The 24,139-nt window shown below is 42.8% G+C and carries 20 protein-coding genes, 1 pseudogene and 1 riboswitch; of the genes and pseudogenes, 14 read left to right on the plus strand and 7 right to left on the minus strand.

Features of this window, described 5'->3' with window-relative positions:
- Together BMX79_RS09965 and BMX79_RS09970 are read right to left on the minus strand one after the other, a co-directional pair.
- A pseudogene (locus tag BMX79_RS09965) lies at window positions 1-188 on the minus strand (IS1380 family transposase); the annotation flags it as partial.
- Window positions 189-340: 152 nt separating this feature from the next.
- Window positions 341-871: an RNA polymerase factor sigma-54 gene (locus BMX79_RS09970; protein WP_091482229.1), complete on the minus strand. Its 531-nt coding sequence runs from the start codon at window positions 869-871 to the stop codon at window positions 341-343.
- Between the two features lie 112 nt (window positions 872-983).
- On the opposite strand from BMX79_RS09970, the gene BMX79_RS09975 reads away from it, so the two are divergent.
- Entirely contained in the window at window positions 984-2,681 is a 1,698-nt protein-coding gene (locus BMX79_RS09975) for a M3 family oligoendopeptidase (RefSeq protein WP_091482231.1), read from the plus strand.
- 96 nt (window positions 2,682-2,777) lie between these two features.
- On the opposite strand, the gene BMX79_RS09980 is transcribed toward BMX79_RS09975, so the two are convergent.
- Together BMX79_RS09980 and BMX79_RS09985 are read right to left on the minus strand one after the other, a co-directional pair.
- Window positions 2,778-3,782: a GNAT family N-acetyltransferase gene (locus BMX79_RS09980; RefSeq protein WP_091482234.1), complete on the minus strand. Its 1,005-nt coding sequence runs from the start codon at window positions 3,780-3,782 to the stop codon at window positions 2,778-2,780.
- Window positions 3,779-4,543, minus strand: a complete 765-nt coding sequence (locus BMX79_RS09985; protein WP_170231025.1) for a GNAT family N-acetyltransferase — start codon at window positions 4,541-4,543, stop codon at window positions 3,779-3,781. The genes BMX79_RS09980 and BMX79_RS09985 overlap by 4 nt, the downstream gene beginning before the upstream one ends.
- Window positions 4,544-5,106: 563 nt before the next feature.
- On the opposite strand from BMX79_RS09985, the gene BMX79_RS09990 reads away from it, so the two are divergent.
- From BMX79_RS09990 to BMX79_RS10000, 3 genes are all read left to right on the plus strand, one after another.
- Window positions 5,107-6,561: a M23 family metallopeptidase gene (locus BMX79_RS09990; protein WP_246117685.1), complete on the plus strand. Its 1,455-nt coding sequence runs from the start codon at window positions 5,107-5,109 to the stop codon at window positions 6,559-6,561.
- Between the two features lie 102 nt (window positions 6,562-6,663).
- The gene (locus BMX79_RS09995) at window positions 6,664-7,428 is read left to right on the plus strand and encodes a TrmH family RNA methyltransferase (RefSeq protein ID WP_091482240.1); all 765 of its coding nucleotides are present in this window, start codon (window positions 6,664-6,666) and stop codon (window positions 7,426-7,428) included.
- Window positions 7,429-7,606: 178 nt separating this feature from the next.
- Complete coding sequence (locus tag BMX79_RS10000) at window positions 7,607-8,134, plus strand: HD domain-containing protein (protein WP_091482242.1); 528 nt, start codon at window positions 7,607-7,609, stop codon at window positions 8,132-8,134.
- A 233-nt stretch (window positions 8,135-8,367) separates the two neighbouring features.
- Here the strand turns inward: BMX79_RS10000 and BMX79_RS10005 are convergent, their stop codons facing one another.
- The 3 genes from BMX79_RS10005 to BMX79_RS10015 all read right to left on the minus strand — a co-directional run bounded on the left by BMX79_RS10005 (window position 8,368) and on the right by BMX79_RS10015 (window position 11,645).
- On the minus strand, window positions 8,368-9,669 hold the full coding sequence (locus tag BMX79_RS10005; protein ID WP_218025381.1) for a YibE/F family protein: 1,302 nt from the start codon (window positions 9,667-9,669) through the stop codon (window positions 8,368-8,370).
- Window positions 9,670-10,292: 623 nt separating this feature from the next.
- Window positions 10,293-11,159, minus strand: coding sequence for an SDR family oxidoreductase (locus BMX79_RS10010; RefSeq protein WP_091482243.1), 867 nt, complete (start codon window positions 11,157-11,159; stop codon window positions 10,293-10,295).
- Between the two features lie 45 nt (window positions 11,160-11,204).
- Window positions 11,205-11,645 (minus strand): hypothetical protein, encoded by a 441-nt coding sequence (locus BMX79_RS10015; RefSeq protein WP_091482245.1) that lies wholly within the window; start codon window positions 11,643-11,645, stop codon window positions 11,205-11,207.
- A 170-nt stretch (window positions 11,646-11,815) separates the two neighbouring features.
- Window positions 11,816-11,986, plus strand: a riboswitch (M-box (ykoK) riboswitch).
- A 215-nt stretch (window positions 11,987-12,201) separates the two neighbouring features.
- On the opposite strand from BMX79_RS10015, the gene mgtE reads away from it, so the two are divergent.
- The 10 genes from mgtE (at window position 12,202) to BMX79_RS10065 (ending at window position 24,086) form a co-directional block, all read left to right on the plus strand.
- Window positions 12,202-13,572, plus strand: coding sequence for a magnesium transporter (gene mgtE, locus BMX79_RS10020; RefSeq protein ID WP_091482250.1), 1,371 nt, complete (start codon window positions 12,202-12,204; stop codon window positions 13,570-13,572).
- Window positions 13,573-13,692: 120 nt separating this feature from the next.
- Window positions 13,693-14,055 carry a winged helix-turn-helix transcriptional regulator gene (locus BMX79_RS10025; protein ID WP_281282348.1) on the plus strand — a complete coding sequence of 121 codons (363 nt, stop codon included), beginning with the start codon at window positions 13,693-13,695 and terminating at the stop codon, window positions 14,053-14,055.
- Between the two features lie 271 nt (window positions 14,056-14,326).
- Complete coding sequence (gene pheS, locus BMX79_RS10030) at window positions 14,327-15,373, plus strand: phenylalanine--tRNA ligase subunit alpha (RefSeq protein ID WP_091482254.1); 1,047 nt, start codon at window positions 14,327-14,329, stop codon at window positions 15,371-15,373.
- Window positions 15,374-15,379: 6 nt separating this feature from the next.
- Complete coding sequence (gene pheT / locus BMX79_RS10035; protein ID WP_091482256.1) at window positions 15,380-17,794, plus strand: phenylalanine--tRNA ligase subunit beta; 2,415 nt, start codon at window positions 15,380-15,382, stop codon at window positions 17,792-17,794.
- A 214-nt stretch (window positions 17,795-18,008) separates the two neighbouring features.
- On the plus strand, window positions 18,009-18,263 hold the full coding sequence (locus BMX79_RS10040; protein ID WP_091482258.1) for a cell division protein ZapA: 255 nt from the start codon (window positions 18,009-18,011) through the stop codon (window positions 18,261-18,263).
- 41 nt (window positions 18,264-18,304) lie between these two features.
- On the plus strand, window positions 18,305-18,865 hold the full coding sequence (locus BMX79_RS10045) for a CvpA family protein (RefSeq protein ID WP_091482260.1): 561 nt from the start codon (window positions 18,305-18,307) through the stop codon (window positions 18,863-18,865).
- Window positions 18,866-18,997: 132 nt separating this feature from the next.
- Entirely contained in the window at window positions 18,998-21,367 is a 2,370-nt protein-coding gene (locus tag BMX79_RS10050) for an endonuclease MutS2 (protein ID WP_091482262.1), read from the plus strand.
- 106 nt (window positions 21,368-21,473) lie between these two features.
- A complete protein-coding gene (gene trxA, locus BMX79_RS10055; RefSeq protein WP_091482264.1) occupies window positions 21,474-21,785 on the plus strand; it encodes a thioredoxin in 312 nt (103 codons plus the stop codon).
- Window positions 21,786-22,225: 440 nt separating this feature from the next.
- Window positions 22,226-22,507: a hypothetical protein gene (locus tag BMX79_RS10060; protein ID WP_091482266.1), complete on the plus strand. Its 282-nt coding sequence runs from the start codon at window positions 22,226-22,228 to the stop codon at window positions 22,505-22,507.
- A 115-nt stretch (window positions 22,508-22,622) separates the two neighbouring features.
- Complete coding sequence (locus tag BMX79_RS10065) at window positions 22,623-24,086, plus strand: FAD/NAD(P)-binding protein (protein WP_170231026.1); 1,464 nt, start codon at window positions 22,623-22,625, stop codon at window positions 24,084-24,086.
- Window positions 24,087-24,139 lie beyond the last annotated feature (53 nt).

A 24,139-nucleotide genomic window follows, 5' to 3' on the forward strand; every position in this document is an offset into this window, starting at 1 on the left:
TAGTCATGTGTACAATAGTTTCTTGAATCGTCAATATGCAATAACTCGTTAACCAGCTCTTTGAACTTGATCTTATGAAAAAATTCAAAGAGTAAAAGGAGACCGGAATCATTGGATAATTGACCGCCATCGTTTGACATAACCAAATGGGGATTGAATTGTAGTTGCTTTTCTTGTAAAGTTGACATTGAGCACACCTCTTGTTTTTGTTGTTTTCGTCGACTTTACAATAACATAGAGCGTGCTCTTTTTGTATGTTTTTTTCTTCACCCAACGGGTGAAGAAGGAATAGAGTGATAAACCTTATCAAAGCGGGATAAATGCCTGTTCTGACAAGGTACTATGAATTATTCAGGATATAGGCTGTCGGTGGAGAAAAGTCGAGTCGTTCGGTCTGAAGCATCAGACATTCTTTCAATGAACGTGCCCCTATACCAGCAGGATCGAGCTGCTGAAGCAAGGTAAGAGCATCGACCAGTTCCACAGAAGTGGCTCCAGTTTCTTCTACAGCTTCTTCGACAGAAGCTGTCACATATCCTCGATGGTCAAGCTGATTGATCCACCAGAAAATCAGCTCTCTCAAATAAGTGGGACGATAAAGCATTTCAACCTGTTCTTTTAAGTGATCGTAAAGAGACTGCTTGTGAGCAGCTGTTTCTTCTATAACGGATGAGCTGGTTTTCAGCGCACGTTGGACAAGCTGCTGTTCGGATTCAGGGACATCTATTAGCGGATTGCCTATGACCAGTTCATTCAAAAAGGTCGACAGTTCCAGCCGGTTAAGCTGAAGCAGCTGAACATTCTGGACCAGGTTAGGGATATAGGTCTGCTTCTGTTTCTGTGATAAATCGGGACGCTGCTGATATGCCATAAGGGTCACATCCTTTCACCTATTATTTTATCACAAATGAGGTTTAGTATATAATTTGAGTCCTCTTATGCTATACTAAAGAAAAATTAATAATTGACACAGGAGGCAACCAATGAAATTTCAAGATTATACTTATGAACGTCCGGATTTTGACTTGTACAAAAAAGATTTTCTTCATCTAGTTGACAACCTGAAAGAAGCGGAATCAGCTGACCAGGTCAAGCAGGCCATCGATGAAGTATCTGAGCTGACTGCATCACTCGATACCATGGGTACGCTTGCTTCGATCCGTAATTCAATCGATACAAAAGATGACTTTTATGATCAGGAAGACAAGTACTGGAATGAATATTCTCCGTACTATCAGGAACTGAGCACGACATATTATAAAGCCATCATGGCTTCTCCCTATCTTGATGAGCTGAAGGACACTTATCCGCGTACGTTCTTTCAGAATATGCAGTTTGAACTGGATGCCTTTGATTCCAGTGTCATCGATTTACTCCAAAAAGAAAATCAGTTGAGCAGTGACTATCAGAAACTGATCGCTTCTGCAGAAATAGAATTTGATGGGAAGAAACTGACTTTATCACAGTTCGGTCCTTATCTGGAGTCGACGGATCGTGACATACGAAAAGCAGCGTCCGATGCGCAGTGGAGTTTCTTTGAGGAGAACGAAAGTAAGCTGGATGACTTATATGACGAGCTGGTCAAAGTGAGAGATACCATCGCGAAGAAGCTTGGATATAAAGATTTTGTTGAACTAGGCTACGTCAGAATGAAACGCTTCGATTACGATCGTAGCATGGTGGACGTCTATCGTAAACAGGTTCTTGATTACGTGGTCCCAGTGACTCAGAAACTGTCTAAACGTCAGGCTGAAAGAATTGGAATAGAAGACATGAAACATTATGATGCTTCTCTTCAGTTCCTTGACGGGAATCCGACACCTCAAGGGGATCCGGATTATATCATCGACAACGGACGTAAGATGTACCATGAGCTGAGTGACGAAACAGCTGAATTCATCGATTTTCTTTTCGATAAAGAGCTGGTCGATCTCCTGTCTAAGGAAGGAAAAGCAGGTGGCGGATACTGTACGTATATTCCTGACTATCAGTCGCCGTTCATCTTTGCCAACTTTAATGGCACATCAGGGGATATCGATGTACTGACTCACGAAGCAGGACACGCATTTCAGGTTTATCAGTCAAGATGGATCAAGCAACCTGAAATCGTGTTCCCGACTTTTGAAACCTGCGAAATCCATTCGATGAGCATGGAATTCTTTACTTATCCATGGATGGAGCTGTTCTTTAAAGAACAGACAGATAAGTATAAATTCAATCACTTGAGTGGAGCGGTCAGATTCCTTCCTTATGGTGTTCTGGTCGATCACTTCCAGCACGAAGTCTATGAAAATCCAGAGTGGTCACCTGAGAAACGTAAACAAGTCTGGAGAGAACTGGAAAAACAGTACCTTCCTGAACGAGATTTTTCTGAAAATGACTTCCTTGATAAAGGAACGTTCTGGTTCAGACAAGGACACATTTTCGGCATGCCTTTCTACTACATTGATTACACTCTGGCTCAGATCTGTGCTTTGCAGTTCTGGAAACGGGCTATTGTTGATAAAGATGAAAATGCCTGGAGTGATTACCTGGCTATCTGTAAAGCAGGTGGAACACAGAGTTTCCTTGAAACCGTTGAGACAGCCAATCTGCGTTCACCTTTTGAAGAAGGATCTTTAGAAGGCGTCATACAGACGATCGATCAGGCTTTAGAAGAAGTCGACGACAAAGCTTTATAATTTAAATAACCCACTGATTCAACAGGCTAACAGACAGTTCGGAAATGAACTGCGTCCCTGAGAATCAGTGGGTTTTTTATATGAATGATAAATAAACTAAAGCGTCGAATCCAGGTCGTCAGTCTGTTCACTTAAGGTGTTGATCCTGTCCTGGTTCTTATCAAGCAGATTATTCAAGTCGCTGAGTTCTTTTTCCAGTTCATCCATCAGCTGATTCGCCTCTTTGATAGAATCAGCTTCTTTTTTGAACATCCCGTGAAGCATCCATGGAGAGGGTAAGTCAAAAGGGTGATCCGCAGGCAGAGTGTCAGCTTCTTCCTGAGTCAGATCCATCCAGACAAGGGCTTCAGAATTATCAGCCTTGAGTTCCTGGAAAGACTGATCGACTGTTTCGAACAGGCCAGGCTGCTCGTTGAAGTCGGACCAAGGATACACGACATGCAGGTATTCCGTGCCTTTTACTTCTCGCCACATAAAGAGGACTCTAATGCCGTCATGATTTTTATAGCAGTCCATCTCGTCCAGTTTCTCATCACTGAAAAGTGAAGGTCGTGCAGGAAATGGATAATAGGCTTCATAAGGGAATATAGACTTTTCAAAAGCAGGGTCAAGATAGGTCTGTTCAATCCATTGTCTCTTCTCATTTCTGTCTTCGACTTTTGTCCATTCCTTGTTTCCTGTCGTAAGGGGCTCTAGAGTGGAAGCCTGGGCAGCATAGAAAGTGATGACATGAGGCATACCGATTTTTTCCAGTACTTTCTGAGCTGGTTTATTGTGCTGTTCTGTATTAGCACCTATCCATTTCACTGATGGGGTCTTTCGGGCAGCAGTTAAGATATATTCGGTGATTTTTGTCCCATACCCGTTCTGACGGTGCCTTCTGTCACTTCTCAGACGCCCCAGCATGGCAAACTCACCAGCAAAAAGAGTATAACCGGCCACAGCGACAAGTGTCTCATCTTCAAATAAGCCGAAGAGAGCATTCCTCTTAGTCGTCAGGCGGTCAAACACCTTAAGCATATAGTCGTCTTCTAATCCTGTTTCCATGTTTTTATATAAATCAAAGTCATCGGCAGTTAACTGCCTGAATGATACACTCACTCGTTTTCCTCCTCCAATGTACGTATGGCACCGATTTGAAATCCTTCACAGGTGTAGCCCTGTTTTATATACATATCTTTTACGCTGTCTTCCGCATCAGCAGCCAGAATGACCCTTTTATTCCTCTTGACCCCTTCAGCCATGACTCTAGCCTGAAGCGTACTGGCTACGTTTTGACCTCTATGTTCCGGCAAGGTGAACACATCATCTATTTCAATCGTTTCACTTTGGTCTATAGTGATACAGGACCCAACTGCCTGGTCATCTTTTAGAGCAAGCCACATGGTAACAAGCGGATCAGAGAATATCAGGTCATAAAAACCCTGTTTCTCGTCAGCAAAATATCGGGACGTTTTCATATCCTCAATGTAGTTGAGGGTTTTAAATGTGTCTAGTCGCTCATGAGTAACTTTAGTCACCTGAATATTATCAGCTGTCACTCCTTTAAAGAATGCCGGGTCGATCGAGTAGAGCTCAAGTTTTTCAAGACCATATCCCTGTTCACTCAGGTAGTCGAGCGTTTCTGGAAGAAGGCCCTGGTCTTTTGGCCAAGTAAATTTGACGTGCCCCAAGCCATTATCTTCTGAAAAAAACCAGTGCATGTCTTCTGTCAGCTGAAATTCTTCTTTTGACGGCGAATAAAGCAAATGAAAATAGTTGGAATCGTACCTGAAGAGAGCTGACGGATTGAAATACTGTATAAAGAACTCATTTCTATCCATCTCTGCACTGTAAGGGTAGAGCATTTGAAAATCGATCATGGACACCTTTCCTTTCTCATACCTATTAGAATAGCAAATTGCTATAAGATTGAAAAGAATGAGTTCTTTTAACGGAATAATAAAGAACAGGATGCAGTTAAACAAGCTAGTGTTAAAGTATTCATTGTGGACAGACATTGAAAAAAGGGAAAAGTACAATGTTAGCGAAGGGAGCAGAAGAATAAAAGGCAAATCAGACAAGAATGAACAGAATATAAAGTTAAGGGGTTGTCAATATTTGTCACTTATTGTTCACTGGTTTTTCTTTGAGAAACGCCGAATATTACAGTTCATATAATCCTAAAGCCCATCATACCAATGAGTGAGAGTCTTCCTAATAGTCAAACTTTCGTCAAATAATACAGACGTGTAACAAAATACAGCTTTTTTTGTCATAGGATTTAAAAATTCAGACTTCAAATCCCGTGTTATGATTTCATTAGTGCTTCAGAGAGCGGTGAAACGAAGACGTTCCTCCTTCATTAAGAAAGGGAAGCAATGACTAATATAGAACTTTTTATTTTGAAACTGATTGAATATAAATAGAAATGGGAGTTATCACATTGAATAAAAAACGCATTTTGACAGTAATGGCTGCAGCAATGATGGCTGCACCGACATTCAGCACATTGAACGTAGAAGCTTCATCTCAAAGAATGAGAGATCTTGAACAGCAGCAGCAGGAATTGAATCAGAAGTCCAATGAATTGGATGGCCAGATTTCTGATCGTGAACAGCGCATGCAGTCACTTGAAGAAGAGAAGAAACAGCTTGAAGCTGAAGTAATTGAACTTCAAGGAAACATCGACGAACTAGTTAACAGACTCGATGAGCAAACAAAAGAAATTGAGAAAATTGAAAAAGAAATCGAACGTTTAAATGAAGAAATCGAACAGCTGAAAGATCAGATTGCTCGTAGAAACGAGCAGCTTGAAACTCAGGCTCGTTCAGTTCAGACTCACGCTAACCCAGCTGATATTGTTGACATCATGATGTCAGCAGAAAGCTTATCCGATCTGATCGGTCGAATCGGTGTTGTCAGTCAGCTGGTTTCTGCAAACCAGAACATTGTACAGGCACAATTTGAAGATCAGAAAGCACTAGAAGAAACTGAAGCTCAAGTGGTGGCTGAACAGGAAGAAATGGAAAAAGTTAAGGCTCAGATGGAAATTGACCGTAACAACCTGGTCAATCAGCGTATGGCACTTGAAGATACAATTATGCAGGTCGCTGAGCGTTACGATATGACTGAAGATGAAAGAAATTCTTTCATTAATGAACAGTCAGTTGTCGCTGAGCGTGCAAGTAACTTGAATAAAGAAATGAGAGCAGAGCAGCAGCGTATTATTGAAGCGGAACGTAAGCGTCAGGAAGAAATCCGTCGTGCGGAAGAGAAAGCAAGAAAAGAAGCTGAAGCAAAAGCGAGAGCTGAGGCAGAAGCACAAGCTAAGGCGGAAGCACAGGCAAGAGCAGAAGCAGAAGCTCAGGCTAGAGCTGAAGCAGAGCGTCGTTCACAGGCATCAACGTCATCAAGCAGCTCTTCTTCTAACAACTCGTCAAGCAGTTCTTCTTCATCAAGTTCGTCTAACAGCTCGTCAAACAGCGGATCAAATAATTCTGCTCCAGCTTCAAACAGCGGGTGGGCTAGACCGGCAAGTGGACGTATCACTTCTCCATTCGGATACCGTACACATCCTGTGACAGGTCAGCAAGGATCATTCCACGCAGGTGTGGACATTGCCGGAAGCGGACCGATCAGAGCTTCTCGTGCTGGAACTGTAACTCAGGCTTCTTACTCAGGATCTTACGGATATACAGTTATCATCGATCACGGTAATGGCTACTCAACGTTGTACGCTCACATGCAGCCTAACCTGAGCGTAGCACCTGGACAAAGCGTGTCTCAAGGGCAGCAGCTGGGAATCATGGGAACAACTGGACGTTCAACTGGGGTCCACCTTCACTTTGAAGTACGTAAAAACGGATCTGTAGTTAACCCGATGAACTACATCAACTAATTAATTAATATATATGGCTGAAGAGAGAAGGCATTGGTGCTTTCTCTCTTTTTCTGTGTCATGTATACTGATACAAGAGTATAACTGAAGGAGACATACAGCATGGGAAGAATCGAATCAGTTCAGAACAAGCAAGTCAAGGAATGGAAGAAACTACTTACAAAAAAAGGAAGAAAAAAACAGAACAAATACCTGATAGAAGGATTGCATCTAGTTGAAGAGGCGGTCAGAGCTGGTATAGAGATCGAACACATTCTGATCCGTGAAGATAAGCTTGATCAATACACTATCAAAGTCGATCAGGAACCGGAAAATCTGATTATTATATCAGAGTCTGTTTCTGAATCTTTAAGTGATTCTGTAACTGAACAGGGCATTTTTGCAGTAATCGCTCAGAAGGAAGAAGAGAATGCCATTCATGGGAATAAACCTGTATTAATGCTTGATCAAGTTCAGGATCCCGGCAATCTCGGCACTCTGATTCGAACAGCTGATGCTGCTGGCTTTGAGGCTGTGATCATAGGAGAAGGGTCAGTCGATTTATATAATCCTAAGGCACTGAGATCTGCTCAGGGCAGCCACTTTCACCTGCCAGTCATTCATTCAGATTTAAAAAAATGGATCAGCCAATTTAAAGAGAAGAGTATTCCAGTATATGGAACGGCGCTGGATGAGCGGGCTGTATCGTACCACTCAGTTGAACCTGAACAGCAGTTCGCACTTATAGTAGGGAATGAAGGTAATGGGGTGTCCGATGAACTCTTAAAGGAGACAACGGCCAATCTTTACATCCCGATCAAAGGTCAGGCTGAATCTTTAAATGTAGCTATCGCTGCCAGTATCCTCATGTTTTCTTTACATCAGTGAGTGAAAGTTTGACAAAAATAACACATTTGACATGAAAACGTTTTACGGAAGGCTTTCATCCTTTAAAATCAGGCGTATTAGGAGTAATATAAGTACTGGACAGACAATTAGATCTGTTATTTAAACAAACTCTATTACAATAAACAGCCTGACTAAGATCTGATAAAGGAGAGCTTCCATGGAATTTGTTCGTTCAATTTGGGAAAATGACAAAGACTATATGACTTTAGTCGAAGACCTGCTTGAAAGTGAAGATTTACTTAAACTAGATGATATTACGCACCACCATTATACGACTCGTCTCATTCACTCATTGTTCGTTTCTTATGTGAGCTACAAAATAGCTAAGCGACTGAAACTGAACGTTAGAGCCGTTGCAAGAGCAGGACTGCTTCATGACTTTTTCCATGAATGCAGAGAAGAAATTGCTCTGATGAATGAAGGATCGCATAATTGTGTTCACCCAAAGATAGCCGTCAAAAATGCACAGCGTCTGACGGAATTAAGTGAACTTGAAAAAGATATTATCCTTAAGCACATGTTCCTGACTACTACAGGGGTCGGTATTCCTAAATACAAGGAAAGCATGATCGTTACATGTGTAGACAAATATTGCGCAATCAATGAAGTATCTACACCTATTAGAATGAAAGCTAAAGCCAAACTGGCTGAGTGGAGCCTAAAATTAAGAGTCGTCCACGCCTGATTCTAACTGGCAATCAAATATAACAGTCAAGCCGCTTCCAATTAAGTTCTTACTAGAACTTAGATGGAAACGGCTTTTTTAGTGTATGATGGCGCGATCTGGTTGTTTAACAGGTGAAGGATCCTTAGCCACATTCTGAATCCACGTGAGAAAGGAGCATGTAATGTCTTGAACTGGCATGAGTGCAGAAAAAAACGATGCCGGATAAACTATGCGGCATCGTTTCGAAATAGTTATTCAGTTGGCTGGTCGGAGGTTAGTGAGACTTTCTGAGGCTTTAATTTGTCACGCAGAAGGCCGGCACTGACAGCAGTCAGTGGAATAGAGAGAATCAGACCAACACTACCAGCTAAAGCTCTAATGACTTCCGTCGCAATGACATTCATATTGATAATGCTGATGAACGGTTCCTGATATGCTGTAAACAACAGCAATAGTGGAATCATGGATCCAATGTAAGCCAGGATCAATGTGTTAGCCATCGTTCCCATAATATCTTTTCCGACATTCATACCCGATAGAATCAGGCGTTTCGTAGAAATAGTCGGGTCAGCCATCCGTATTTCTTCCATAGCAGAAGCAATGGACATGCCGACATCCATCACGGCACCTAGCGCACCCATGATGATTCCGGCGAAAAGCAAGCCGCCAAAATTAAAGTCCACATTTTGTGGAATATACATAAGCATCATTGCTTCCTGCCCGGACAGTCCAGTCAAGTTGATCTGGTTCCCGACGATATAGGCAATGAGTCCGGAAATCAGGACGCCGCCCAGCACACCTATGATAGCAGCGATGGATTTGATGTTCCGGCCACCGACTGTCAGAATAGTAACCACCGTAATGATAAGAGAAATCAGGATAGTCATGAGTATCGGGCTGTATCCTGCAAGCAGGCCGGGAATGAGTACTCTTAATAGAAGGAACAAGGTCAAAGCGAGAGTCAGGATCGTCTTCAGTCCTTTAAGCCCGCCAAGCAGGATAAGCAGGACAACGAACAGAGCCAGTACGATATATATTGTTCGATCTCTCTCGTACTCAACGATATGAACCTGAGACTCCCCGCCAATTTCGATGACGCTGACGAGGATTCTGTCTCCAGGCTCCACTTCAAAGTCGGAACCGGGATTTCCAGTAAGGGTATGGATAGCCTCTACTTCCTCGCCTTCCTGGTCACCTGAAAGGATTTCAACGCGAACTGTCTGTATTTCTTCATAGAACCCTTCATCCAGACCAGGACCGTCACCTGGAAGGACATCAATGACTCTGGCTCGTTCTATTTCGTCCGCTGGAACATCCTCAAAATCATTATCGAATTCATCGATCGTTTCAAATTCTTCAAATTCCTCGAAGTCGTCAAACTCTTCGAATTCTTCAAACTCCTCGAAATCTTCACCATCATCGTCCAGTTCCGAAGCAAGCAGCTTGCTTTGTGAGTCGAATGGACTGGGTGCCTCTTCGGCGTGAGCTGAGTAAATAAAGTAGGGGATGATCAGATTCAGCAGCAGTATGATCATCACTAAGCGTTTCTTCATGTGTTCATTCTCCTCATTTTAAATTTTTGTGTCTGCCTGGAGACGGGCTTTATGAACCGGATGGTCTCTCACAGCAAACAAAAAGAGTATCTAATGCTGACTACTTAATGAATCAGCAGGTGCTCTAATGTAATACAAGTATAGCATGAACATACAGGAAGGAAGAGGTCTATTAAGTGACAGTTTATTTAAAACTTTGTGGCAGGAGAGGAGATAAATTGAGTAGTATTTCAAGGTGTACAGAAGTAAGACGGACGACATGTCACGTCAAAAGTGGTAAATTTAGGATCTTTACTAGATGAATGTTCCATATATCGATTTATAGACTATTCACCCAGGGAAAACATTCCTTAATGTGCCATATATTCCTTTATAGGACATTAAGCCCTTTAAGCAAGCGTTCAATAGACTATATATCCATTTATGGTCTGTTCACTGACCTCCTATAATGAAAAACGGTCAGCCTGACCGTTTCATATCTAAAAAAAACAGTAAAGAAAGAGCCATCCTCAGTAGCATGAGGATGGCTCTACCTATTCAATAAACGTTTTTGATGCTGGATAAAAACTATTTTTTCAACTACCATAGTGTTCTGCTGGTTCAGTTCGATTCAGCTAGTCACTTTATCCGTTGACAACCGTTCCGCCATTTACATGTATGGTTTGACCAGTGACATAACTGGAATCACTAGTAGCAAGATAAACGTATGCCGGAGCAAGTTCGTAAGGTTCTCCGGGACGATCGAGTGGGACGCCGCCATGTTCTTCATAGCTGCTTCCGATTGTTGCAGGAATAAGCGGAGTCCAGATCGGTCCGGGGGCAACCGCGTTTACGCGCACTTTTTTCTCTATAACTTCAGTGTTCTGTGCCAGTGAGCGGGTGAAGGAAATGATTGCTCCTTTAGTGGAAGCATAATCCAATAGTCCTGGAGATCCCTTATAAGCAGTGACAGAAGAAGAGTTGACGATCGTTCCACCTTCTGCAAGATAAGGAAATGCTTCTCTGGACCAGTAAATAGTGGAGAAAATATTGGAACGGAAAGTCCTGTCAAGCTGGGCAGCATCAATATCAGAAATGCTTTCCTGAGGATGCTGTTCCGACGCATTGTTCACCAGAGTGTGGAGGTCGCCCCACTCATTATGAACGGCTCCAATAGTCTCTTTTGCAAAGGCCTCTTCACCGACATCTCCTGAGAACGCCAGACATTTCACGCCAAGTTCTTCAATACGCTTCTTGACTGATTTGAGATCGTCATTGTCTTCCAGATCGACGACAGCCACATTTGCCCCTTCTTTTGCAAAAGCAATAGCGACGGCCCGACCGATCCCACTGTCGGCACCTGTCACGATTGTATTGAAGCCCTTCATTTTACCCGCAGGTTTATAGGAATCACTTTCCACTTGAGGAATAGGATCCAGGTTCTCGCGGTCATCATTGATCAGGTAGTCTTTCTTTGGTGCCTGTGTATCGATTTTGTCTTTTTCACTCATCGGTCTCTTCCTTTCAAACTGTTATTTTAAATGCCATTGCACTGATTAAATTGGAGCATTCAGAATGACTTCTGAATTGGGAAGATCAATAATCCTCAGGTTATTATCTTCTTCTATATAAATAGATTTATAGATCTGTTCATCTTCTTCCATAAATACGATTTCTCTTCGGCCGCCTTCATCATGTACTAAATAGGCATCGAACTGATCAGGATCGAATGCATCCTGTCCTTCGAATTCTTCGTATTGAGACAGATCGTCGATAGGTTCAGCTGCATCTAGTTGATCTTCATCATAAGGTTCGAGTTCTTCATCGGATACAACAAATTCTGCAGGGTCATCATCCAGCTCGGCTTCTTCTTCCTGAGTATCGATTTCTTCATCAGTATCTTCCATTTCAGGCTCAGGTACATCTGTATCGTCTGTCTGACAGGCAGCTAATGTTGATCCGACTGCCAGAAGTGCTACAAGTTTTTTTATGTTCATAACGTCTCCTCCTTGAATGATTAACACAGTTTCCTTGTAATTAAGTATAGCTAAACCATTCATTTAGCACAAAAATAACGATTGAGACAAGACTCAACTTATTTATATGAAGGGATAATAACTATTGCTTGAACAAATCATTCACATTCGTTATGATTATGTAGGAAAACGAATGACCTTGTTAGGTGAGGCTCCCATATGGAGACACGCTACTGCCCAGAAATGTCCAAAGACGCCAATGGGTCAGCAGGAATCTTCGGATGAAGGGGATTTTTAATGTAGCTGAGACTGAAACAGACTCTATGCCATATGAAGCTGAAGCTCAACGACAGAGGTGTATGAAGATGAATTCTGTATTCATGTTCTTTACACGCTCTCATTGGCGTGTTTTTTTATTTATAAAGATAGATGACACACAGAGAGGTTATTGACCAGCTAATTTACGGAGGTGAAGCGAAGATGGACCCTGTTCCCTTGTGTATCGGGTATATGTTCAGAAAAATAAAAAAATCAGGTTATTCGCTTAGCCCGATTAAAATAGAAAGGACGATCACCTATGAAGTTGATGAAAAGCAATAAGCAGAAAACATATGACCAGATTTTTCTGGCCGCGAAAAAGGATGACCGCGAGACATTCAGAAAACTGTTCCTGAGACTGCATGACCGGGACCAGCACGAAGTCTTTCATTTGTTATATCCAGAAAAGAAGCGTAAAATTTCGGAATTTTTAAGTCCTGAAGAGTTTGCAGAAATTTTCGAATGGATGGAAACAGAAGACCAGGAAGATGCGGTTCACTATTTACCGGATGAATACATGGCTCAAGTATTCAACTTTATGGCAGCAGATGATGTGGCTCACTTCCTGACTGAAAGTGACGAAACAGATAATCAGACCCTGCTAGCTATGATGGATGACGAAGAAAGCCAGCGCGTTCAGGAACTCCTGTCATATGCGCCGGAAACTGCCGGATCCATTATGACCAAAGAGTTTATTGCTATCCATTACAAGCAAACATTGACAGAAGTCATTGAGCAGCTGAGAGAAATCGGACGGGAAGCCGAAACAATTTACTACTTATATGTTGTGGATGAAAAGGAAAGACTGGTCGGCGTGCTCTCGCTTAGAGACTTGCTGCTGTCTCCTGAGACAGAAACGGTTGAGAATATTATGTTCAATCAAGTCGTTTCAGTCCGCATCGATGAAGACCAGGAACAGGTTGCCCGCATCATTCAGGACTACGACCTGCTGGCTATTCCAGTACTGGACCATGAAGGCATGATGCAGGGGATCGTTACCGTCGATGATGTCATGGATGTCCTGGAAGAAGAGGTAACGGAAGACTTCAACGAATTCGCAGCGATCAAGCGAAGTGATGATGACCGTAAAGCGAAAGTCACGCCCTTCAGTACAGCTAAGTCACGTACACCTTGGATTGTTATTCTGCTTTTCCTTGGAATGATCACGGGTGGACTGATCGGTGCATTTGAAGAGACACTTGAATCCGTCGTTCTTCTAGCAGCATTTATTCCAATGATCATGGATACTGCAGGAAACGTAGGAACTCAGTCACTGGCTGTTGCCGTACGTAATCTGACGATTGATGACGACAGAGATAAAGACAGCTTTTTCCAGACTGTTAAAAATGAGTTAGGTGCAGGCATGCTGATGGGAATCGTGGCTGCTGTCGTACTAGTCGGTATCGTATTTGTCTTCTACGGCAATGCTGTACTGGCCTTCATCATCAGTGTATCCATGTTCATCACGGTTAGTGTATCAACAGTAATTGGTACAGTTATCCCTGTTATCATCAATAAGTTCAAGATCGATCCGGCAGTTGCTTCAGGACCATTTATTACGACAATTAATGATTCACTGGGACTTCTGATCTATTTCTCAATTGCAACGATCCTGCTTGAGCAGCTGTAAACTGTTATAGTACAATTGTGAACAAAATCCTAAACTTCCTAAAAATAAGTATTAGCTTCTACACATTTCTTTGGTATAATGGTATACTGAAAGACGTGAAAGAAGAGGTGACAATATATGATCGAAATGACGCAGACAAAAGAATCTGAAAAGGTGATATGCCCCAGATTCGAGCAGACTTTTTCAATACTTGGGAAAAAATGGACTGGATTAATCATTGATGTATTGTTGGATGGACCTCGTCGGTTTAAAGATCTCTCTCAGGCTATACCAGGAGTCAGTGATCGGGTACTAGTTGAACGGTTGAAAGAACTGGAAAAGGAAGAAATCGTGACGAGAGACTTGGATGACACGTGCGATATCCGTTCAGGCTACCGCCTGACAGCTAAAGGTAAAGCTTTAAGAAATGTCATGAATGAAGTGCAGGAGTGGGCAAATCAGTGGATTTGTGATACTGAATTAAATAACTTAAACGATAGATGAAAAAGAGTAGAGATGACCGATCAGTATCAGAGAACAGTGCCCAGGCTGAAAGCACTGACTGAAGAGTCTCTTGAAGTTCACTTTCATCGTGTGCTCTGCAGAAAGTTGCAGAGTCTGATATGGATCTTTTAGAACAGATCCCGGTATGCGCCGTTATGCAGGAGTGCGGAAGCAATGGCTTCTGAACAAGGGTGGTACCGCGTGTTGACCTCGTCCCTCAATTGGGACGGGGTCTTTTTGTATGCAAATAATTAAATGAAGGAGTATGAATATGGGAATTGAAGAACAGTTAACAGGTGTACTGGCTAAAGCAGTCACCGACATCGATTCAGCTGATTCTGTAAAGGATATAGAAGCGATCCGTGTCAGCTATCTAGGAAAAAAAGGGGAAATTACAAGTATTCTGAAAGGGATGAAAGATGTATCTCCCGATCAGCGTCCAGTTATCGGTAAGAAAGCGAATGAAGTCAGAGATGAACTGACGGCTGTACTTACTCATAAAAAGGAACGTCTTGAAAAAGAAGCATTACAGAATCAGCTTGAATCAGAAACAATCGATGTGACGCTACCAGGTAGACAGGTGAAAAAGGGCCAGACACACGTGCTGACTCAGATCATGGAAGATATAGAGGACCTGTTTCTAGGAATGGGGTACCAGATCATTGAAGGTAATGAAGTGGAGTCTGATTACTATAACTTCGAACGGGTCAACCTGCCACAGAATCACCCGGCTCGAGACATGCAGGATACATTCTATATCACACCTGATGTGCTGATGCGTACACATACTTCACCAATTCAGGCGCGGACACTTGAGAATCACGACTTTTCAAAGGGGCCTCTGAAAATGATCAGCCCTGGTAAAGTGTACCGAAGAGATACAGACGATGCGACACACTCTCATCAGTTCCACCAGATTGAAGGGATGGTCATCGATGAGAATATCACTATGGCTGACCTTAAAGGGACGCTGGAGCTGCTGGCTAAGAAAATGTTCGGCGAAGAACGTGAAATCAGACTGCGTCCGAGCTACTTCCCGTTCACAGAGCCTTCTGTGGAAGTGGATGTAAGCTGCTTTAAATGTGGCGGCGAAGGATGTAATGTCTGCAAGAAAACCGGCTGGATAGAAATCCTGGGAGCCGGTATGACTCACCCGAATGTGCTGGAAATGTCTGGTGTGGATTCATCTAAATACGGTGGCTTTGCCTTTGGGTTAGGACCAGACCGTATAGCGATGCTTAAATATGGGGTGGATGATATTCGTCACTTCTATTTGAACGATCAGCGTTTCTTAACACAATTCAAGAGGAAAGGGTAGAATAACATGAAAGTATCTTATAACTGGTTGAATGAATCACTGGATCTGTCTGGGGTCTCCCCTCGTGATCTGGCTGAACAGATCACTCTAACAGGGATTGAAGTTGACGGTGTAAGTGAACCGGCCAAAGAACTGAAAAATATCGTAGTCGGCCATGTGCTGACTGCTGAACGTATGGCAGATTCCGATCACTTGAATGTGACAGTAGTAGAAGTCGGACAGGAAGAACCGGTACAGATTGTCTGCGGTGCACCAAATGTCAAGGCCGGACAAAAAGTCGTCGTCGCTTTACCGGGTGCACGTCTGGTGAATGGACTTAAAATTAAGAAAAGCAAACTGAGAGGGGTCGTCTCCAATGGGATGATCTGCTCACTTGAAGAACTAGGGTTTTCTGATTCAGTTGTTCCCAAAAATTCTGAGGATGGCATTTATGTGCTTCCGGAAGATGCTCATATTGGTGAAGATGCTCTCACTTACATCGGTCTGAATGATGCATTTATCGAACTGGATATCACACCGAATAGAGCAGATGCCTTGAGTATGAGAGGCGTGGCTTATGAAGCTGGAGCGATTCTTGAACAGACACCCAAGTTTACAGGAGTCAACCTGAGCGAAGATCCGACTGATTCTGTTGATGATTACGTCAATGTATCAGTTGAGAACAGTGAAGACAATCCGATCTATAAAATGCGAGTCATCAAGGACCTCGTTGTGACTGAAAGTCCCTTGTGGCTGCAGCGCAAACTGATGCATGCAGGTATCCGTCCGATTGATGCAGTAGTCGATGTGACAAACTACATCATGCTTGAATATGGACAGCCACTTCATGCTTTCGATTATGATGCACTGAACTCAAAAGACATCCTGGTCAGACGTGCCAAAGATTCTGAAACTCTAATCACATTGGATGGAGTAGAGAGAAAGTTAACAGCAGACAACCTCGTCATTACTAATGGAGCTGATCCGGTTGCTCTTGCAGGTGTCATGGGTGGAGAAAATACACATGTCACTGGAGAAACAAAAACTGTAGCACTTGAATCAGCCGTATTCGAATCCAGCCTGATCCGTAAGACTGCTCAGTCACTGAATTTAAGAAGTGAATCGAGTTCACGGTTTGAAAAAGGCCTGAACAAAGAAACAGTGCAGGATGCACTGGATCATGCAGCAGCTCTGATTGCCTCATTAGGTAATGGTCAGGTAGTGTCAGGCACGGCAGAAGTTGTCTCGGAAGAACCTGTCTATCAGACTGTAACGACTACTCTAAATAAAATAAACGGATCTCTTGGGACTGATTTGACAATTGATGAAGTTGAAAAAATCTTTAGCCGACTGGGCTTCGAAAACAGTGTGACCGTGGATGAAATCAGTGTAACGGTTCCTCCAAGACGCTGGGATATCAGCATTGAAGCAGATCTTCTTGAAGAAGTGGCCCGTATTTACGGCTACAATCAGATCCCTTCTACCTTGCCTCATAGTGAATCTGTACCGGGAGAACTGACTCATGCCCAGAAGCTGACTCGTTTCACCCGACACTTCATGGAAAGCTGCGGACTGGGGCAGGCAATCAGCTATGCACTGACAACTTCAGAAAAAGCTGCAGCCTTCTCACTAGATGAGAGCGAGCTTGTGCATCTGGACTGGCCGATGAGTGAAGAGCACAAAGCCTTGAGACAAAGTCTGTTGAGTGGCCTGCTCGACAATGTTCAGTATAATGTCGCCCGTCAGACAAAGAATGTGGCCTTGTTCGAAATTGGGCGTATTTTTACCCGACAGGAAAATGACTTGCCTAAAGAAACGACTCATGTGGCAGGCGTCATGACAGGAACATTAGTGGATAACAGCTGGCAGGAAACTGAAACACGTGTCGATTACTTTGCGGTCAAAGGCATCGTGGAAGAGTGGCTCGATACTCTCGGCGTTCTTGAAGGCATTTCCTTCGTCCCTTCTAAAGAATTACCTGAACTGCACCCAGGGCGTACGGCTAAAGTATTATGGAACGGTCAGTACATCGGAGTTATTGGACAGCTGCATCCTCAGCTTGCTCAGGACCGTGATTTGAATGATACTGTTGTTTTTGAATTGAACATGGAACCATTCCTTGCGAATGAACAAGACACATTATCTTTTGAATCCATTCCTAAATATCCTGGGACATCCAGAGATATTGCTTTCGTCGTGGATGAATCCGTTCTTCACGAAGAAGTCATGGATGTGATGACAGAGGTAGGCGGCAAATGGCTGCGTTCAATCCGCCTGTTCGATCTATATCAGGGAGACAATATTGAAGCAGGGAAGAAATCTCTAGCGTATACCTTGTCTTACCTGAATCCGGATGCGACCTTGAAAGAAGAAGAAGTCAACTCAGACTTTGAAAAAGTGAAACAGGCGCTTGTCGAGCGAGTCCAGGCTGACATTCGTTAACTCAATATTGATAACTGATCACTAAACAGGCATATGCTGCCGACCTCCATTCATACTAAAGATGCAATATCTTTAAAAGAGACGGGAGCGGCAGCATTTGTGTGTCATGAGAAGAAGATGGCCTCGAAATTTCAGAAATGCCGGTCGATATAATGCATAAATGATGGATTCATGTTATTATAAGTAAGAATTTGCGAAGCGAGGAGGCTTTTTCATGCCGGAGGGAAAGCGACGTTATAAAGCAACCATTGACGGAGAGAGCTACACTATCGTTGGACCTAAATCACAGGAACACATGAAAACAGTAGCTGAAACAGTGGATGAACAGATGAAGCAATTAAAAGAACTCACTAAGGGTTTGAGTAATGAAAAGCGTGCGATCCTGCTTGCTATCAATGCTGTTTCTGATCAGCTGACTATGCGCAAAGAACTGGAAGACATCAAGAAGAAACTGGAACACTTAGAGTAAAAGCAGAATCGGCTTCTGTTGTTTCAGACAAGGAGACAATTATGATATTAACGGTAATTATTTTATTTATACTACTGCTGTCCTTGTACAGTGGGGCCAGAAGAGGACTTGTCCTTCAGCTGGTACTGACTATCGGATATGCTTTATCATTCTGGTTTGCATTGACCTACTATCAGCAGCTGAGTGACTTTGCTGAAATGATGATTCCCTATCCGACACCTACGTCAACATCAGCCAATCCATTCGTTCTCTACAGTATGGATTTCCTGTTCAATCTTGACGGGGCTTTCTATAAGGGGATTTCATTTATCCTCATCCTGTTTGCAGGCTGGCTGGTAACGAGACTGATCGGCGGATTATTCAATTTCCTGGCGGACATCCCAGTAGTCAGAACCCTCAACGCTATTGGAGGAGCACTGATCAGTTTTGTGGTCCACTACATCGGACTGTTTCTAGTACTGTTCGTTCTATCGACTGTACCACTACCGATCATTCAGGATCAGTTTGAAGCAAGCAATGTGGCACGAAATATTGTGACGACGACACCTGAATTATCCGGACAGTTTTACGAATGGTGGGTCATAGAAGGACTTGAAGAATAGATTAGTATAAAGGGAGGATGGATCGAAGGAGACAGTATGAGGCTCTGGAGGCCATCCTTTTTTGTTAGAATACCCAAAAGACAATTAGTAAGGCTCCCGCTACAAGTGGGAACAATAAGGAGAGTAATTTGAATGAAGACATTTCAGGCATCCTTTAAAAAACTGGAATTTGAAAAAGTCATACAGCAGTTATCAGAACATACCGTTTCTTCATTAGGAAGAGAACGGTCGCGTCAGCTGCATCCAATAACAGACAGTAAGGAAATCGCTGAAAAGCTTGAAGAAACGGAAGACGCCGTCCTGCTTCTGAGACTAAAAGGAGGCATGCCGCTTGCAGCCTACGAAGATATCCGTCCTCACCTCAACCGGGTACGGATACAGGGAACACTCAATGGAGTAGAACTGGCTCAAATCGGCCGAATCCTTAAAACGATCCGAGAAATAAAAACGTTCTTTTCTAAAGCACAGGAAGAAGCTGTCCCGCTGAAACAGCTGTATGAGAAAGTCAACGGGCTGGATACCTTTGCTAAACTTGAGCGGACTATATTTTCTGTGGTCGATGAAGGGGGATATGTTCTGGATGATGCCAGTTCCAAGCTTAAAGGACTCAGACAAGGCATCAAGCAGACTGAAAGCCGTACACGACAGAAGCTGGAAAGCATAGTCAGAGGGCCTCAAGCCCGTTTTCTGACTGACGCTATAATTACGATGAGAAACGACCGATATGTAATTCCGGTCAAACAGGAAAACAGAAATACATTTGGAGGAGTTGTCCACGACCAGAGTTCAACTGGACAGACACTCTTTATCGAACCTCAGAGCGTAGTCGATCTGAACAATCAGTTAAGGCAGTATCAGGTGGCTGAAAAGAATGAAATCGACCGCATTCTTAAAGAAGTGACAGAAGAAATCGAACCATATCGTGAAGCTATTTCTGCCCAATTGAACAGTCTGGTCGAACTTGACGTCATTCAGGCTAAAGGACGCTATGCTCAGGCTATCAAAGCAGTTAAACCTGATGTGTCAGAAGAGAATCAGGTTGCATTGTTAAAGGCTCGTCATCCTCTACTGAATGAAGGGGAAGTTGTAGCGAATGATATTATAATCGGTGAAGACTACAAAACGATGATCGTAACTGGACCGAATACCGGCGGGAAAACGGTGGTTCTTAAAACACTCGGTCTCCTGCAGCTTATGGGACAATCTGGCTTGTTTCTCCCAGTCGAAGAAGACAGTACAATGGGGATTTTCTCCAGTGTGCTTGCAGATATCGGAGATGAACAGTCGATTGAACAAAGTTTGTCAACTTTCTCATCACATCTAACTAATATCGTATCGATTCTTGAACAAATCGATGAGAAAAGTCTGGTCCTTCTGGATGAACTTGGGGCGGGGACCGATCCTCAGGAAGGGGCGGCACTCGCTATTGCCCTTCTTGATGCCATTGCTCAGAGAGGCAGTTATGTTATGATCACCTCCCATTATCCTGAGCTGAAAGCATATGGATACAATCGCCCGGAAACAATTAATGCCAGCATGGAGTTTGATGTAGACACACTCAGCCCGACCTATCGTCTGCTTATAGGAATACCTGGGCGTAGTAATGCCTTTGAAATTGCCAAACGTCTGGGACTGGATGACATGGTCATTGCTTCTGCCAGACAGCTGATGAGTGGAGAAAGCCAGAGTGTCGACCAGATGATTCAGGATCTGGAGACAAGGAGAAATGAAGCTGAACAGCAGGCTGACAAAGCAAAAGACGATTTGAAACAGGCACAGGCTCTGCATCGGGAGCTGAAAAAAGCTTTCGAAGACTACCAGAACGAAAAAGAGAGATTAAAGAAAAAGGCAGAAAAAGAAGCGAATGCAATAGTAGATAAAGCGAGAGAAGAGTCTGAACGAATTATCAAGGAGCTTAGACAACGTCAGCTTGACAGTGGTCAGCAGGGAAACTTGAAAGAACACGAACTGATCGATGCCAAGTCAAGGTTGTCTGGACTAAGAAAAGAAGAAGAAACGCTTAAGAAAAATAAAGTTCTTCAGAAGCAGAAGCAGAAAAAGACACTTAAAGTAGGCGATGCAGTCTCCGTCCAGTCTTTCGGACAGAAAGGGACTATCGTAGAAAAAGCTGACGGTAAGCAATGGGTCGTGCAGATGGGGATGCTTAAAATGAAATTACCTGAAGCCGATCTTATTCAGATCGAAGAAGAGAAGGAAGCGGACCGTCGGGTGTCAGTCAAACGGACCTCATCATCCGGTGTGTCGACTGAAATCGATGTACGCGGCGAACGTGTGGAAGAAGCAGTCAATCGCGTGGATCAGTACATTGACCAGGCTCTGCTTGCCAACTATCCTAAAGTGACAGTTATTCATGGTATGGGAACAGGAGCAGTCAGAAAAGGTGTGCATCAGTACCTTAAAAAGCACTCTCAAGTTAAAACTTACGAGGATGCTCCGGCAAATCAGGGTGGAATCGGGGCCACGATCGTGACCTTTAAATAATCAGATTCAAAAGCTAGACATGGGTACTAAATTTTGCTATACTGACAATGGATCAAGTGACTTACTTTTAATAAGTAAGTTCAGTAAACTTATAGGAGGTTCAATAATGGTTAGAGAATTAACAGATCAGAACTTTGAACAGGAAACAAATTCAGGATTGGCTTTAGTCGACTTCTGGGCAACATGGTGTGGCCCTTGCCGTATGCAGTCACCGGTCATCGACGAGCTGAACGAAGAGTCCGACGGTAGTGTGGACTACTTCAAAATGGACGTTGATGCCAACCAGGCGACACCAAGCAAGTTTGGTATCATGAGTATTCCAACACTTCTTGTAACCAAAGACGGAGAAGTCGTAGATAAGCTGATCGGTTACCACAGCAAAGAACAGATCGAAGAAACGCTGGCTAAACACAAATAATCATCACTTTGACAGATATTCCGCTTCCTTATCATAAGGTGGCGGAATTTTTCTGTTCAGACCCTGAAAAGTGGAATAGAATAGTTACAATACCATTCAATTATGCACTACACTGGTAATTTATGAATAAAATACAATCTTGTCATACAATCTTAATGTAATTATGTTTAAATAGTTAAAAGTGTTCTCTTGAAAGATATCAAAAGATAGTCCAGAATAGTAGACAGAATCTGTAATGATTTAAGTGTATAAATGTGAATGCTTTATGACATTTCAATGGATATAATCGGTAATAGACCGAAAGAGCCTATCATTCTAATGAAGACTATTATAGAATGGTGGTGTAACAGGATTAAATAACAATCCTAACCTGAACATTCAATCTTTTTACAATCCTTGTGGGTCGTTTATACATATTTTTCAGTTTGGAGAGTGGTCACATGTCACAGAATGAACAATGTCAGACTTTGCTGACAACAACGATTCAGTACAAGTATATAATTGAATGTAAAGATAAATCAGTAGAACTAGAGGTCGAGACTCGGGATGTATTTTATAATGCAGACGATGAACTTGACTGTCCATTGGATGTTGTTCTTCGAAAAAACGATTACTCTTTCAATGACCTGATGAGCTGGGATGCCCGTGAGATACGATTTATTAAAATGGTTGATAATGAAACGATGGTTATCAACAGTGTGCCTTTAAATGTCAATTTATAACAGTAAAGTGTTTATCTTTTCTTTTAAGTAAGAATAGGTGGCACTTTTTTTATGCCTAGAAACTAGATTATCTGTTAAAATGAAGGGAGTACGATTAGGTTTTAGGAGGACAAGAATGAAAGTAGCTATCGTAGGAATGGGCGTAGCAGGTATCAGCATTATAAGAGAAATGAATAGGCAGTTTTCGTCAGAAGAACGAGCTGGTCTGGAACTTCTTCTCTATACCCGGCCTGATCAGTTCGGAACAGGCTTTCCTTACCGGTCAGATGATGAAAGTCTGCTGATCAATCAGTACACAGAAACGATGACGATTGATCCGAATAATCCGGACGATTTTTTGGACTGGATTAAAGAAAATAAATCAGCCGATTCGGTTTACCATTCTTATCTTCCGCGGAGCTGGTTCGGAGAGTATTTAAAAGAGAAGATGAACATCTGGCTTGAGACTTTGAATTACACGGTCATTTATGAAGACGTACAGAATATTGAACAGCTGCATGAAAATACTTACTTAATCATGACAGATAAAACCAGTCAGCAGGTTGATATGGTACATCTGACAACGGGGCATTTAGCTTATAAGGACCCGTATCAGCTGATTGGAACACCAGGGTACATCTATGATCCTTATCCCGCCCGTAAGCAATTAGAGTTGTCGGAAGAACAAGAGAAGATCGCACTGATCGGGACAGGGCTGACTGCGCTGGATGCCTTACTGTTTTTGAAAAAAGAATACCCCTTTTCAGACATTACGTTTTACTCACGAGATGGTCTTTTTTCATCTGTTAGGGGAAATGAATCGTCAGTAACGATGCATTACTTCTGTCAGGACAAAGTGAGCGAGTTGATTGCCAGTGGACAGCAGATCACACTTTCTCTTGTAAAAGACTGGTTTTTAAAGGAAATGGATGAGCATGGCATCAATACAGAATGGATATGGAAGAATTTAGGCGAAGGAACGATGCGGGGAATGGCCATGGACCTGACGTATACAGATGCATTGGGTGAATTCCAGTCGCTGATCCGACACATGAGAAAATGTTACCCTATCATCTGGATCAATCTGCCGGACAAAGATAAAGATGAATTTATACAGACTTACGGAAAGCAGTGGCAGCGATTCAAAGCGCCATTGCCTCAGAAAACGGCTACTTATCTGATCAAGCAACTTTACAAAAAGGATATTAAGGTAGTTAAAGACTTGAAGACAATCACGAAGAAGAATGCGGGATTTGAACTGGAAACGACTCAAGGGGAGGTCAGTCAGGCTGACTTTGTAGTCAACTGTACGGGACAAGATACTGACTTGAAACGGTCATTAAGTTTGCAGCAGCCGCTGATCAGGAATCTTGTATCCAGCGGAATAGTTGACCCGTATCAATATGGCGGTATCAAAATTGATTATCCGAGCATGAGTGTAATAGACGACTCTGGAGTGTGCCATGAAAGGTTCAAAGCCTATGGTCAGATCGTTTCGGGAGTGCAGTTTGGCAATAATAATGTTGAGCTGATCAGTATGAGCGCCGTAAATGGGGTAAGTACAATGAAAAAAAGTTTGCAGAAAAAGGCAGATACATAAGCAATCGTGAGCAACAGTTCGCTAAACTGTCGGTCAAATACGATTGCTAGACT

The sequence above is a fragment of the Alkalibacterium pelagium genome (assembly GCF_900109325.1).
Lineage (GTDB): Bacteria > Bacillota > Bacilli > Lactobacillales > Carnobacteriaceae_A > Alkalibacterium > Alkalibacterium pelagium.

Coding starts and splice junctions, on each gene's coding strand:
- BMX79_RS09970 (WP_091482229.1), bottom strand. CDS start 871: ATGGCATATCAGCAGCGTCCCGATTTATCACAGAAACAGAAGCAGACC.
- BMX79_RS09975 (WP_091482231.1), top strand. CDS start 984: ATGAAATTTCAAGATTATACTTATGAACGTCCGGATTTTGACTTGTAC.
- BMX79_RS09985 (WP_170231025.1), bottom strand. CDS start 4,543: ATGATCGATTTTCAAATGCTCTACCCTTACAGTGCAGAGATGGATAGA.
- BMX79_RS09995 (WP_091482240.1), top strand. CDS start 6,664: ATGGGAAGAATCGAATCAGTTCAGAACAAGCAAGTCAAGGAATGGAAG.
- BMX79_RS10000 (WP_091482242.1), top strand. CDS start 7,607: ATGGAATTTGTTCGTTCAATTTGGGAAAATGACAAAGACTATATGACT.
- BMX79_RS10005 (WP_218025381.1), bottom strand. CDS start 9,669: ATGAAGAAACGCTTAGTGATGATCATACTGCTGCTGAATCTGATCATC.
- BMX79_RS10010 (WP_091482243.1), bottom strand. CDS start 11,159: ATGAGTGAAAAAGACAAAATCGATACACAGGCACCAAAGAAAGACTAC.
- BMX79_RS10015 (WP_091482245.1), bottom strand. CDS start 11,645: ATGAACATAAAAAAACTTGTAGCACTTCTGGCAGTCGGATCAACATTA.
- mgtE (WP_091482250.1), top strand. CDS start 12,202: ATGAAGTTGATGAAAAGCAATAAGCAGAAAACATATGACCAGATTTTT.
- pheS (WP_091482254.1), top strand. CDS start 14,327: ATGGGAATTGAAGAACAGTTAACAGGTGTACTGGCTAAAGCAGTCACC.
- pheT (WP_091482256.1), top strand. CDS start 15,380: ATGAAAGTATCTTATAACTGGTTGAATGAATCACTGGATCTGTCTGGG.
- BMX79_RS10040 (WP_091482258.1), top strand. CDS start 18,009: ATGCCGGAGGGAAAGCGACGTTATAAAGCAACCATTGACGGAGAGAGC.
- BMX79_RS10045 (WP_091482260.1), top strand. CDS start 18,305: ATGATATTAACGGTAATTATTTTATTTATACTACTGCTGTCCTTGTAC.
- BMX79_RS10050 (WP_091482262.1), top strand. CDS start 18,998: ATGAAGACATTTCAGGCATCCTTTAAAAAACTGGAATTTGAAAAAGTC.
- trxA (WP_091482264.1), top strand. CDS start 21,474: ATGGTTAGAGAATTAACAGATCAGAACTTTGAACAGGAAACAAATTCA.
- BMX79_RS10060 (WP_091482266.1), top strand. CDS start 22,226: ATGTCACAGAATGAACAATGTCAGACTTTGCTGACAACAACGATTCAG.
- BMX79_RS10065 (WP_170231026.1), top strand. CDS start 22,623: ATGAAAGTAGCTATCGTAGGAATGGGCGTAGCAGGTATCAGCATTATA.